Source organism: Streptomyces sp. NPDC088400, assembly GCF_044753355.1.
Lineage (GTDB): Bacteria > Actinomycetota > Actinomycetes > Streptomycetales > Streptomycetaceae > Streptomyces.
The window spans coordinates 148,188-160,009 of record NZ_JBIVMZ010000009.1; the positions used below are offsets into that span (position 1 = coordinate 148,188).

At 62.3% G+C, this 11,822-nt stretch carries 12 protein-coding genes; 6 read left to right on the forward strand and 6 right to left on the reverse strand.

All coding sequences use genetic code 11. The annotated features are described in order from the left end of the window. Positions 1-3 precede the first annotated feature (3 nt). Complete coding sequence (locus tag ACIQD6_RS23210) at positions 4-216, reverse strand: DUF397 domain-containing protein (RefSeq protein WP_401885190.1); 213 nt, start codon at positions 214-216, stop codon at positions 4-6. Next, entirely contained in the window at positions 216-1,061 is an 846-nt protein-coding gene (locus tag ACIQD6_RS23215) for a helix-turn-helix domain-containing protein (protein WP_401885192.1), read from the reverse strand. The genes ACIQD6_RS23210 and ACIQD6_RS23215 overlap by 1 nt, the downstream gene beginning before the upstream one ends. 217 nt (positions 1,062-1,278) lie before the next feature. Between ACIQD6_RS23215 and ACIQD6_RS23220 the strand changes: the two genes are divergently transcribed. Beyond that, the gene (locus ACIQD6_RS23220; protein WP_401885193.1) at positions 1,279-1,911 is read left to right on the forward strand and encodes an ATP-binding protein; all 633 of its coding nucleotides are present in this window, start codon (positions 1,279-1,281) and stop codon (positions 1,909-1,911) included. Positions 1,912-1,916: 5 nt separating this feature from the next. On the opposite strand, the gene ACIQD6_RS23225 is transcribed toward ACIQD6_RS23220, so the two are convergent. Further along, on the reverse strand, positions 1,917-2,672 hold the full coding sequence (locus tag ACIQD6_RS23225; RefSeq protein ID WP_401885195.1) for a hypothetical protein: 756 nt from the start codon (positions 2,670-2,672) through the stop codon (positions 1,917-1,919). Between the two features lie 304 nt (positions 2,673-2,976). Here ACIQD6_RS23225 and ACIQD6_RS23230 point away from each other — a divergent pair, with 304 nt between their 5' ends. The 3 genes from ACIQD6_RS23230 (at position 2,977) to ACIQD6_RS23240 (ending at position 6,989) form a co-directional block, all read left to right on the forward strand. After that, positions 2,977-3,660, forward strand: coding sequence for a hypothetical protein (locus ACIQD6_RS23230; protein ID WP_401885569.1), 684 nt, complete (start codon positions 2,977-2,979; stop codon positions 3,658-3,660). Between the two features lie 84 nt (positions 3,661-3,744). Next, complete coding sequence (locus ACIQD6_RS23235; protein ID WP_401885197.1) at positions 3,745-5,160, forward strand: transcriptional regulator; 1,416 nt, start codon at positions 3,745-3,747, stop codon at positions 5,158-5,160. Further along, positions 5,157-6,989: a DEAD/DEAH box helicase gene (locus tag ACIQD6_RS23240; protein ID WP_401885199.1), complete on the forward strand. Its 1,833-nt coding sequence runs from the start codon at positions 5,157-5,159 to the stop codon at positions 6,987-6,989. Before ACIQD6_RS23235 ends, ACIQD6_RS23240 begins: the two co-directional genes overlap by 4 nt. 48 nt (positions 6,990-7,037) lie before the next feature. On the opposite strand, the gene ACIQD6_RS23245 is transcribed toward ACIQD6_RS23240, so the two are convergent. Continuing rightward, positions 7,038-8,129 (reverse strand): DNA cytosine methyltransferase, encoded by a 1,092-nt coding sequence (locus ACIQD6_RS23245; protein WP_401885202.1) that lies wholly within the window; start codon positions 8,127-8,129, stop codon positions 7,038-7,040. Positions 8,130-8,281: 152 nt separating this feature from the next. On the opposite strand from ACIQD6_RS23245, the gene ACIQD6_RS23250 reads away from it, so the two are divergent. Both ACIQD6_RS23250 and ACIQD6_RS23255 read left to right on the forward strand, forming a co-directional pair. Then, positions 8,282-8,989 carry an HNH endonuclease gene (locus tag ACIQD6_RS23250; protein WP_401885204.1) on the forward strand — a complete coding sequence of 236 codons (708 nt, stop codon included), beginning with the start codon at positions 8,282-8,284 and terminating at the stop codon, positions 8,987-8,989. Positions 8,990-9,081: 92 nt separating this feature from the next. Then, positions 9,082-10,395 carry a DNA cytosine methyltransferase gene (locus ACIQD6_RS23255; RefSeq protein WP_401885207.1) on the forward strand — a complete coding sequence of 438 codons (1,314 nt, stop codon included), beginning with the start codon at positions 9,082-9,084 and terminating at the stop codon, positions 10,393-10,395. Here the strand turns inward: ACIQD6_RS23255 and ACIQD6_RS23260 are convergent. Both ACIQD6_RS23260 and ACIQD6_RS23265 read right to left on the reverse strand, forming a co-directional pair. After that, complete coding sequence (locus ACIQD6_RS23260; RefSeq protein WP_401885210.1) at positions 10,330-10,815, reverse strand: very short patch repair endonuclease; 486 nt, start codon at positions 10,813-10,815, stop codon at positions 10,330-10,332. The genes ACIQD6_RS23255 and ACIQD6_RS23260 overlap by 66 nt on opposite strands. Positions 10,816-10,824: 9 nt before the next feature. Further along, positions 10,825-11,769: a NaeI family type II restriction endonuclease gene (locus ACIQD6_RS23265; RefSeq protein WP_401885212.1), complete on the reverse strand. Its 945-nt coding sequence runs from the start codon at positions 11,767-11,769 to the stop codon at positions 10,825-10,827. Positions 11,770-11,822: the final 53 nt, after the last annotated feature.

The following is an 11,822-nucleotide window of genomic DNA, read 5'->3' on the forward strand; positions in this document are numbered from 1 at the left end:
GGATCAGCTGAGCTGTTGGTTCTGCAGAGCGATGATGAACCTGACCCAAGTGGCCTTATTGCGGAAGAAGATCCGAGGTCCCTCAGGGTTCTTTGAGTCCCGTATGACTGTGCCGTTCTCCAGACGAGCCACTTCCAGGCACTCTGTCGTGTTTCCGCCACTGTAAGAGGACTTGAACCACATGAGGCTCTCGGTGGGCTGGGGCGCTGTAACCATCACATCTCCTCGCGTACGCGCTGGATCATGGCCGATGACGCGGCCATGTCCAACGCTTGTGCGCGAAGGTAGTCGAACGCAAGTCGGTATCGGTCCAGTTCTTCGTCCTTTTCCATGAAGACGGAACCGACATGCAGATCGACATAGACAACGTCCAGTGACGGCTCGGCACCGCCCAGAACCACAAAGCTCCCCAGCGCGGCTGTGTGGGCTCCTCTCGCGAACGGCAGGATCTGGAGGGTGATGTGCGGCGATTCGTTGGCCTCCAGGAGGTGGCCAAGCTGTTCGCGCATGATCTGCCGTGACCCGACCACGCGCCGTATCACCGACTCATCGAGGATCGCCCAGAGGTGGGGCGGCCTGGTGCGGTGGAGGATCTCCTGCCGCTTCATGCGGATGTCGACGAGTAGTTCGATCTCCTCTGGCGTCAGACGCATCTCGTTGGCCTGCTGGATAGCGGTGTTGTAGCTACGGGTCTGGAGGAGACCCGGCACGTAAACGCAGCTGAAATGGTCTTCCCGTACAGCTTCGTCCTCAAGGGTGAGCAACAGGTTCATGTCCGCAGGGATGGAGTCACTGAACGGGCCCCACCAGCCTTGTTGCTTGGCATCCTTGGCGAGTGACACGACCGCGTTGCGCTCAGCGTCGCTGGCGTCGTACTCACGGCACAACGCGTCCACGATGGGCCACTTCACCGGCCCTTCCTGAGTCTCGTACCGGCTGACGGTGGCCTTCGACACCCCAACGAGCCGACCAGCCTCCTCCAGCGTCATCGCCTTCCGCGCGCGGAGTTTCCGCATCATCGCGCCGAGCTGGCGACGGCGGGTTGTAGTCCTCGCTGGCATGGCAAGCGGCCTTCCGTTGGATCTGGTCCTTCGCTGCCTCAGCCAACAGATAAAACGCGCGACGGAGTTGATGAGGCGGCAGATTCACCCGAGAGAGTCTTGTGAGAAGTTACATGGAGAGACTTCTCGGTGCCATACTCGCTGTCGATCGGCTACTCAGCGCAGCCGTACGGATACGGCGCGCCTGGCGCTGGCGTGGCGCGGAAGGGAGACTCGCATGTCCGGATGCGAAGACAACGGCACTCAGCTCCGCAGCGTGCTTCTGTTTGAGGCCGTGCCCACGGCGGTGCGGGGCCTGCGCGAGGCCGTCAGGAGTCAACTGGCGGAGTGGGGACTGCCGGCGTTCTCGGAAGAGGCTGAACTGGTTGTCAGTGAACTGGCCTCTAACGTGATCAAGCATGTTGGCGAGGGGGCGACAGCGACTCTTGTGCTGGAGCCGGCCGGGGACCGTCTGAGGATCGAATTGCATGACAAGAGCGATCGGCTGCCGGTACTGATCTCGGCCGGGTGTGATGACGAATGTGGTCGCGGTCTGCACCTTCTGGCCGGGTTGGCTGTTGCCTGGGGCACCGTGCCCACCGCGACAGGCAAAGCTGTCTGGTGCGAGCTCTCCGTCGACCCGGAAGAACAGCGACGGAGAGTGCTGCGAGGCGAGGCAGCGCTGACGCGTTACCGGCACGACCTTGGAGCGCCGGCACCACTCCAGAGCCGCGCCATTCAGATCCTTGAAGAATCGGCTGCCGACCTCATCGCGGACTTGCTGCACTGGGTTGCCGCCCAAGGCGGTGACCCGGACGGTCTGCTGGACAAGGCGCAGATGCACTTCGAGGCCGAGGCTGAAGCAGCCTGAGGTGGTTACAACTCCTGCTTACCTCGCCTGGCCGAGGTGAGGAGCAGGCCCGCATCCTCATACAAGCGTCTGTCGTGAAACGCGGACGCGATGTTGAGGACGGCCTGGGCGTCCCGCGCGCCGGCGTTAGCGAGGACAGTGTTGGCCTCATCGTCTAGTCCCGCTGAGCGGCATGCGATGACGACATCCGTGACGTCATGCGATGGGAGGGTCGTAGCTGCGCTCCAGAGCACCATGTATGCGTCGCGGTGTCGGCCCTCGGAGAGGTAGCCGGTCAGGATGCTGAGCTCGGACCAATCCTCGTCGGCGAGAATTTTGGGGTGCCGGTCCCCCTGGGAAAGGGGGACCGGCACCCTTGTCCGTGCCGCCGCACTTGAAGCCGGGCCTGTGGCGACGGCTGCGTTCTGGTCAGACCCTGGCTCGCGGGAAGAGCTCTGAACACGCCTCGAAGCCGGCGCCTCATCTTCGTCGGCATGAGACTCCCCGGTATCCGCTGGGTAGCCGACCGCGCAGCACGAGCAGTGCTTTTTGAGAGCTGCCAAGCGCATTTCGAGGAGGGCGTTGAGGGGGTGAGGTAGCTCCGCTCCTTCATCCCGGGCATCTTCCTCGACCACCTTGTAGAAGCTCGTGAGGAGCTGAGGTTCGGGCACACGACCGCCGTTGAGGTGGTTCGAGAGCGTCGTCGCCGCCTGATTCGCCCGGCTGGCGATGGTCGCTTGGGTGTGGCCGCTGCACTCGCGAACCCTTCGCAGTGCCCTCACGAATCGTCGGTGTGGCGCAGAGATGCCGACCGGCAGATCTTTCCACCTCCGCTGTGTTCCGTCCGGCAATGTGACTCCTCAGACACGTGACGCGCTTAACGACGAGCGCCTTTGATTGTGTGTCAGCGAACGGTGTCGCCGGAAGATGTTGAAGTATTCCATCCCACCTCGAAAGTCGCTGGAAGCTGGCGCAAGAGCTGCTGCTCAGGCAAGAGTTGGTACTCGCTGAAGCTGCGGCTCCTGGGTGACTTCCAGGCATGCGGTGTAGGCCACGCCTGTCGTCTTACGTAAGGGGAACAACGTGATGGCACTGCCGTCGTGGACGGACACGAAGTACGGCACGATGAAGCGCGCCGCTCTGTGGCTGGTCACCGTGATTGGTGAGGATGGCACCTTCACCAAGGAAGACATCAAGTTGGCTTTCCCCGGGATCAGTCAGGCTGACCGTCGTGTGCGCGACCTGCGTGATTACGGCTGGCAGATTGACACCCAGCGGGAGGACGCGAGCCTGGGACAGCATGAGCAGCGGTTCGTGAAGCAGGGGGCACCTGTCTGGGAGCCTGGCAAGGCCACCAAGGCCAGCGTTTCGGTGACACAGACTCAGCGTCGCGAGGTTCTCGCGAAGGACGGCCACCTGTGCCGCTCCTGCGGAATCGCTCCGGGAGAGACTTACGCCGGCTCGTATGAGTCGGCTCAGCTGGACATCGCCCGCCGCACGGTGAAGCAGCCGTCGGGCGGCGAGAAGGTGGAACTGGTGGCCGAGTGCAACCGCTGCCGTGTGGGCGGGCGGGGAAACAGCGTAGACCTGGGCGCCCTCTTGGCGAGTGTCGCAAAGCTTGGCGGCTTGGAGCGCAAGATGCTCACTGGGTGGGTGTCGGAAGACAAGCGTGCGTTCAGTACCGTCGAGCGCCTGTGGGCTGACTACCGCTCGCTGCCGGCGGAGTCGAGGGCCCAGGTGCGCGAGGCCCTCTCGCTGCCCTCCGTCTGAACTGTGCTGTGAGTGGGGCCGCCAGGAAAGGCGGCCCCACCGTGCCTACCCATCGCCTTGACGTCATCTGAGGAGAGAAGCACCGTGAGTAACGACTTCGGCCAGCCGCCGCTCGCCGCCGAGAACCAGAAACAGGTTGAGCAGCGCCTCAAGGAGCTCGCAGCGGACTCGTCTGTCCAGGAGACCCTCACGGTCGAATGGCGGACGAAGCCGTTGGTCGTCCAAGTCATTGATATGCCGCTGGATTCGTTGTACTACAACCCCGGTACGCACCGCATCCGGGCGCAGCGCAGCTTTGACCCTGCCAAGGACCGGCTCCTGGAAGAAGACCCCTGGACTGACGAGAGTCAGGACTACCTTGAGTACCTGCTCCAGGCCGAGCCGTCCGACCCGGACAAGCGGGACAAGGACTTTGAAGACCTCAAGGAGAGCCTCAAGGACTTCAAACAGAACGAACCCGGCCTCATTACACGTGAGGGCGTCCTCGTCAATGGCAACACCCGGGCGGTGGCTCTGCGTGAGCTCGGTGTCACACATATCCGCGTCGGTGTGCTGCCGGAGTCCTGCACGTGGGCTGACATCAACTCCGTCGAGCTGTCGCTCCAGCTTCGGCACGACACGCGGCGCCCTTACTCCTACATCAACCGGTTGCTGACCATTGAGGAGGAGGTGGCAGCAGGACGCCAACTCGCGGACATCGCGAAGGAGTTCCGTATCCGGACTACGACCGCTGAGCAGGACCTCTGGGTTCTGGCGTGCCTCAAGGATCTGACGGCGAGGTCCAAGACGGAGCAGGCGCAGCTTCGGTTGCTTGACTTCGAAGACGCTCAGGAGAAACTGCGGGAACTCCACCGTGCCTACGGCAAGGCGGCCAAGGCCAACAGGGAGAAGGCGGAGCTTCTTAAGGAGAGCCGGCTGGCAGCGATCGCGCTGGAATTCTCCAAGACAGATGTCCGTCTCATCGAGTCCGAATTTCGGAGCCGCTACCTGGACCACCGACTGCCGGAGAATCTCAAGGCGGTGCCAGTTGAGACAGCGGAGCGCAAGATTCCTGGCATCAACCGGGCAGTGAAGTCCGCGGTGCCGGACGTAGTGGCTGCCCGAGCGTTCACCGATGCTGTCCTCCGAGCCAAGGCCGTCGAACGCTCGGTCAAGACCGTTACCGTTGACGAGCATCAGCGGGCTGCCGAAGTGTTTGAGCAGGCGAAGCGCGCCATTGAGGACGCGCTTGAACCGGCCGGCAAGGACGCACGGGTCCGAAAGCGGAAGCAGGCCGCGCCCGACCGGCTTCACGATGCCTGCCAGGACATCGATCAGTGTGTCACTGACATGGTTCTGGCCCGTGCTTCGGGGAGCCTCGACGAGGAGATCTTCGACGAGGCGGTGCTCAAGCTGAAGGGCAGCCTCGACAAGCTCGCCCGCGCGGCTGCGAAGAGCATTGAAGTGCCCGGCGACGGCGTCGCATGGCTGCTCGAAGCTGTGCGTCCGGAGGCATCGTGACACAGTCCGCAGAACCGTCTCTGCGGATCGCATTCGACGTCTCGCGCACCAAGGCCGTGCTGCGGGCTGATGAGCCGTTCCGTGCAGAGCTGACCCGTCTGGCTGCCCGCTTTCCTGCGGGTGGCCAGCGTGGCCCGCTCACACTGGAGTTGTCGCTTGACGACTTCCTGGTGGGAGTTGACGTCCTTGCCGACTGGCCGTATCCAGACTCCGTTCACTGGGAGGACGAGCTTGGTGCGCTGGTCGGCAGCGTTCTCGATGACGCGGACCAGGCCGAGCAGCAACTTCAGCAGGAGCCCGGCGGCACGGCCATTCTGGACGGCGGCACGGTCAGCGAGTTGCTGGGGACGGACTGGTGTGCTGACCTCACCGATTTCCAACGGCGAGACATCGCACGGCTGCTTTCCCTTCAACACGGTGCGAATTTCAGCGTGCCCGGGGCGGGCAAGACCCGTGTCGGTCTTGCCGTCTACGCGGCGATGCGTGAGCGCGGAGATGTCCGGCGACTACTGGTCGTTAGCCCGAAGTCCGCTTACGAGTCCTGGCTCTTTGAGAGTGAGCATTGCTTCAAGGAACCACCGCTCACCACGGTCATGGCGAGGAGCCCCGATCCGCGGGCCGAAATCCTCATCGTGAACTACGAGCGTTTGGACAAGTCGCTGGCCGGGCTTGCTTCCTGGCTACGCGCTGTGCCTTCGATGGTCATTCTTGACGAGGCCCACCGGATGAAGCTCGGGGCGCGGGGGATCTACGGCAGCGCGTGCATGGCTCTGGGCCCGCTGAGCCGTCGTCGGCTCATCCTCACTGGCACACCAGCACCGAACGGCGCGAGGGATCTGGAGAACCTGCTGTCGTTCGTATGGCCTGGCCACGGCCGCCGGGTTGTCACAGAGGCTGTCGACGGCGGGGACCTCGCGCATGCCAGCTCAGTGCTGCGGCCATTGTTCACCCGGACGACCAAGAACGAGCTGGGACTGCCGCCCTTCCAAACGCGTATCAGGTATCTGAAGATGCCCGGACATCACCGCGAGGTATACGACGCCCTGGTCGGGCGCTTCACGGCCAGGGCTGAGGCCTCACGCGATGAATTCGACGCGTTGGGCAAGGCGATGCTGCGTCTGTTGATGGCAGCCACGAGCCCTGCGCTCTTGGTGGAGGGCGAAAGCCGGTACGCACCCCTGACGTATCAGGTTCCGCCGCTTGAGGTTCCGGAGGGCGAGTCGTTGTACTCGATCATGAGGAACCTTCCCCGGCACGAGCTTTCCCCGAAGTACAAGGAGGCTCTGAAGATCGTCGGGGAGAACGCAGAAGCTGGCCGTAAGACACTGGTCTGGACGACTTTCGTCCGCAGCCTCACCACGATGGAGCGCATGTTCTCGGCCTACCAGCCCGCCGTTGTTCATGGCGGTACCCCCGACCGTGAAGAACAGATCCGTCGCTTCAGGGAAGACCCGGACTGCCATGTCCTGTTGTCCAACCCGGCCACTCTGGGCGAAGGCATCAGCCTGCACCACGTCTGTCATGACGCGGTTTACGTGGACCGGGACTTCATGGCTGGCCGCTTTTTGCAGAGTCTGGACCGCATCCACCGCCTGGGCCTCGCGCCCGGCACAGAGACCCGTGTCACGGTCCTCGCGACTGAGGGCACCATTGATGAAGTGGTCGCGCTCAGGCTCGAAGAGAAGCTGGAGTTCATGGGGCGGATCCTGGACGATCCGTCCGTTCAGCAGCTGGCAGATCTGGAGGAAGAACCGTCCGCCGCTGCCGGCATGGATATGGCCGATGTCCGAGCGCTGTTGAGGCATGTCGATGCAGCCGCTGCTCGGTGACGGTCCCGAATGCGGACGCTGGCAGTCAGCGCGGCTTGCTGTCCCGCCTTATGCGATGACGCCCGGCCTGCAAGACAACGAAGGACGCGGGCTGCTGCCGGACGGGGCGTTCCCTGTCGAGTCGACATGGGGAATGCGGTATCCCGCCGGGGCACCGTCCTGAGCCAGCACATCGGCCAGGCTCCTGCCGACAGCTTCGGCGACCGGCGGCGGAAACGCGTTGCCGATCTGCCGGTACGCAGATGTCTTGCCGCCGGAGAATTTCCAGTCAGCAGGGAAACCCTGAAGCAATGCCATCTGGGCGATGGTGAGTCTGACGGGCAACGGCGTTCCCGGCTGCGGTGGTTCGTCGGCAACGCTGGATCCGTTTACGCCAAGCTGCGCCCACGCATGGCGCGCGCGGGAAGGACCGAGGTCTGCACCCCCGTGCTTGCGTGAGCCGCCACACAGCGTGGGAGCGATACGGGAGGCATGGTCCGCCCATTGACGGGCGAGTTCCCAGCCGCCGGAGGCCATTGACTCGTACAGAACGCTGCCGACTCCGGGGGCTGTCTTGGGGCAGGCGGTCGGCTCCGGCCAGCGAAACTGGCTGGCTCTGTTGCGCTGCACGGCTACGAGGACCGCCCGTGGCCGGAGTTGCGGCACGCCGTAGTCGCAGGCCCGCAGGAGTCGCCAACTCGTCCAGTACCCATGGGCCCATAGTTCACCGAGGACATCCGCACGGTATGAGGCGAACTTGGCCTGGAGGATGCCTTTGACGTTTTCGATCATGACGGTCTTCGGCTGGAGCGCCGCGACGAGGTTCAGCACAGCGGGGAAGAGGTTACGTTCGTCTGCTGCGCCAAGTTGCTTGCCTGCCAAGGAGAACGGAGGACAGGGTACGCCCGCTGCGAGCAGTCCGACAGACTGCCCTGAGGCGTGGAGGTCACTCGCTGAGACTCCTTGTACGTCGGTGCCAAGAACGTTCCAGCCAGGACGATTTGTGCGGAGTGTGGCGACGGCGTCGTGGTCGAGCTCAACCAGAGCGGTGTGCGTAAAGCCGGCGCGCTCCAGCCCGAGAGCCTGACCTCCTCCCCCTGCGCAGATCTCGATGCACGTGGGGGCGGCAGAGTCAGACAGACGCTGATTCGTGTGAGCCATGCAGGTCCTCTTCGTTACTGGCGCTGGAGACGGCGCAACACATGGCGGTCAGCTTGCCGCCACTTGCCTCGGCAAGTGGCGGCAAGCTATCTTGACCACTCGAAACGTCTACTGTTAGCAAATGTGTGCGAACGAAGTGGAGTGATCGACTGATGCCGACTCCGGATCTGGACTGGCGAAATACGGACCTTGGTACGCGGGTTCGGGTGGCTCTGTGGCTGCGAGACGAAATAGGTGAAGGCGGTACCTTCTCAAAAGCGGCCCTGCGTGCGGCGATCAGCGGTGCTGAGCAGGTCGACCGGCGCATGCGGGACCTGCGGCCGGCGGGCTGGGTCATCAAGACGAACCGGGATATGCCGAGCCTGCAACCGGATCAGCTGTATCTGGAGACGATCGGGCTGCCCGTCTGGGAGCAGGAGCACCGGGCTGCTGGTCTTCGTCAGATCAGTGCGAAGACGCGGCGCTTTGTTTATGAGCGGGACGGCCACATGTGCCGGCGCTGTGGCGTTGGTGCGGCTGAGGCATACCCAGGCGAACCCGGCACGCATGCCCGGCTCACGCTCGGTCACGTGAACCCGCATGCTGCGGGGAGTGGCGCTGAAGCGGAAGACCTCATCACTGAGTGCGCAAGGTGCAACGAGTCCGTAAGGGATCTGACCGGGGTCCAGATGAGCCGTGGACAGGTCTGGGCTCGCGTCCGGGAGCTTCCTGTACGGCAGAAGCGGGAGCTGCACGCCTGGATGGCGGGCGATGTCCGGCCGCTGAGCCCGGTGCAGCAGGCATGGGGCATGTACCGGCAGCTCCCGGCCGCAGTTCGGGATGAGATGAAGCAAGATCTGCATGATCTGCTGGAGAGCTGAACGCGTCAGCTGAGGCGGGCCAAGCGTCGAGAGCTCTGTCTGTGGTAGATGCGACACTTGCGTGTCTGCATCAGTCACACCAGGAGGAGCCGATGGGGCCCAGCGAACACATCCTGACATCTATTGAGATTTGTGCGGGGGCGGGAGGGCAGGCAATCGGTCTCCATGAGGCTGATTTCAAGCACCTTGCGCTTGTCGAGATTGACAAGCATGCCGTGCAGACCTTGAAAGACAACATCAGGGATCTGAAAAGGTGGAGCTGGGAGCGAGACTACTGCGACGTAGTTTCTGGAGATGTTAACGAATTTAAGCCGCTCCCAGATAAGAAGAACCCTAAGGGTGGCTTGGAGAAGCCTGTTAAATTCTTGGGTGGCCCTCTCAAGAGGGAGCGTCTTGATCTACTCGCTGGCGGTGTTCCCTGCCCTCCTTTCTCGCACGCTGGTAAGCAGTTGGGGAAGGACGATGAGCGGGATCTATTTCCTCGAATGCTGGAACTTGTTGACGAGCTTCGCCCTAGAGCGGTGATGATTGAAAACGTTCGAGGTATCATGGATGCCAAATTTGAGGACTATCGGACATATATCAAGGCGCGTATGCAAGGGGGGCGGGCTAAGAGGCCGGAAGATGGTGTAGAGGAAAACTTCCTGGGCCTTGGTTACAAGGTGTGCGAGTGGGATGTACTGGAAGCGAGTAACTTCGGAGTTCCTCAACTGCGCCCTCGGGCTGTTCTTGTCGCTATCCGAAAGGACGTTCTGGGGAATCTAGAGTTTGTCTGGCCCGCGAGGCGCCCTGTCGAGCGCCCTGTCGAACGGCAGAGTGTATTTGATGCGCTTAAAATTTCAATGGAAGAAAGATACACTCCATACTTGGAGATGGGTGGCGAGGTAGCAGAGACCGCTCAGCGGTGCCTTGATAAGTGGAAAGATAAGGCAGCGAAAGCGGCTCCGAGGCCAGACGGCGGCATCGCGCCGACTTTGGTCGGGGGCTCCAAGAAGCATGGCGGAGCTGATCTTGGTCCAAGCCGCGCAAAGGCTGCATGGCGGCAGTTGGGTGTTTCTGGGCTAGGGGTTGCCAATAGTCCAGCAGACTGCCTTGTGAAGAATAGTCATCAGCGGGATCTCTTCGGCCCCGACGGTCCTATGCTGACAGTTAGTCAAGCTGCCATCATTCAAGGCTTCCCCGGTGACTGGAATTTCTCCGGAGGGAAGACGGCCCAGTACCGACAGGTTGGAAATGCTTTTCCGCCCCCCGTCGCCAACGCTGTGGGCAGTGAGATCGCTAAGGTGCTGCGAGCGGCCCACGAGCGAGACGAGAAGAAGGAAGCAGGGGTGGCGGATCCGCTACAGGAGCAGATCGTGCCGACGCTGCCGCACGGCGTTAGTGATCGCGAGGGCGCAGGCGTCTGAATCTTGGTGTTCCCAGAAGCGGATGACCAGCCAGCCCGCGTCGTTCAGGCGCTGGTCAGTGTCACGGTCGCGGGCGATGTTCCGGGCGACCTTGTCTGACCAGTAGCCTGAATTGGTTTTTGGCGGCACGTAATGCTCGGGGCAGCCATGCCAATAGCAGCCATCGATGAAAACTGCGACCTTCGCTGGACGAAAAACCAGATCGGCAGTTCGGCGAAGGTCAGGCAGAGGCCTAGCCGCGACTCGATAGCGTAGGCCGTTGGCATGGACGAGTCGCCGGATCACCCGCTCCGGTTTCGTGTCCCGGCTCCGGATCGCCTGCATGTTCCGCCGCCTCGCCGCAGAGGAAGCCCACGAACCATCCGGCGGGATCCATGCTTCGGGCTCAGGCACCGCTGTTGACTCCTCGGGAGTTGGCATCGCGTTTTCTTAGAATAGTTGGCTGGGCTCTGGCTCCGCGATGGTGGTCTGTGAAGCAGACTCCTTATTCAGCTTAATTGCGTCGTCTATGCTCAGCGCAAGCCATTCCCCAGGGCGTAGGGAAATTCCACGTGCGGCAGCGATGTTGCGTGACTCTACCCAGTCGCCGCATAGCAGGATACGTCCAGCGCGCTCTGCCTCACCCCGCGCCTCTCGGGCGCGGCGTACGGGGTCGTCTTTCCCTGCGCCGACTGTAAGGATGGAATTCCTGGGAATGACATGCCCTTCCAGATACTCGAACATCTTCAGCAGGCGCTTAACTTGTCCAGGTTTCTTCGCCAGGACTTCGTCTGCCTGTTCCTCGGTGAGGTACCGAAGAGGGTTGACGGGAAGGTTGGCCCAGTCGTAAAGCGGCACGCTCCAATGGTCGCGAGCGTGGACGGCAAGCCCGCGCTTACGGTCCTTATTGCCCTTGCCCCGGTACAGCCAAGACCGATGCGCTCGGACGAGCCAGGAGCGGTGCCGATTTTCCTTGAGTCGTATTTGAGTGCAGATGCATAGCTGGCAGTGTGCTTCTGTTGGAATAGCCCAGTTGTCCCCAACCGTGGCCTTGATGTCCACGGGAGCTCTGGCGATCAGCGTATCCAGCGGTTTGGCCTTCGAGAGGTTGAATATCCGCAGGACTTCGTACTCCAGTTTCGCGCCGACCGATGCACGCTCACCAGGGTGAACTTCCGGCGACAGCAGGTCAAAACGGCCAGTTCTGCCGCCGTCAAGGACGTAGTCGATCGAATTACGGATTGCCTCGGTGTAGTACTCGCCGACGGGGTAGTCGCTGAACCAACCGAGAACATCCTGCAGTTCGGAGTCATCTTTCGGGTGAAGGAGAGAATGCTCCCCTTTATCCGCGTTTGTGCAGATCTCTCCGGGCTGTTGTAGGACGAGCCGTGCCATATGGAAATTTCGCTCCTGTTCTGGACCCTGCCGGAATAATCCGGGGGTGAAAG

Bases quoted from the DNA above. Each gene is read 5' to 3' on its own strand.
- ACIQD6_RS23220 (WP_401885193.1), top strand. From the start codon at position 1,279: ATGTCCGGATGCGAAGACAACGGCACTCAGCTCCGCAGCGTGCTTCTG.
- ACIQD6_RS23215 (WP_401885192.1), bottom strand. From the start codon at position 1,061: ATGCCAGCGAGGACTACAACCCGCCGTCGCCAGCTCGGCGCGATGATG.
- ACIQD6_RS23260 (WP_401885210.1), bottom strand. From the start codon at position 10,815: ATGCCAACTCCCGAGGAGTCAACAGCGGTGCCTGAGCCCGAAGCATGG.
- ACIQD6_RS23255 (WP_401885207.1), top strand. From the start codon at position 9,082: ATGGGGCCCAGCGAACACATCCTGACATCTATTGAGATTTGTGCGGGG.
- ACIQD6_RS23250 (WP_401885204.1), top strand. From the start codon at position 8,282: ATGCCGACTCCGGATCTGGACTGGCGAAATACGGACCTTGGTACGCGG.
- ACIQD6_RS23265 (WP_401885212.1), bottom strand. From the start codon at position 11,769: ATGGCACGGCTCGTCCTACAACAGCCCGGAGAGATCTGCACAAACGCG.
- ACIQD6_RS23210 (WP_401885190.1), bottom strand. From the start codon at position 216: ATGGTTACAGCGCCCCAGCCCACCGAGAGCCTCATGTGGTTCAAGTCC.
- ACIQD6_RS23245 (WP_401885202.1), bottom strand. From the start codon at position 8,129: ATGGCTCACACGAATCAGCGTCTGTCTGACTCTGCCGCCCCCACGTGC.
- ACIQD6_RS23230 (WP_401885569.1), top strand. From the start codon at position 2,977: ATGGCACTGCCGTCGTGGACGGACACGAAGTACGGCACGATGAAGCGC.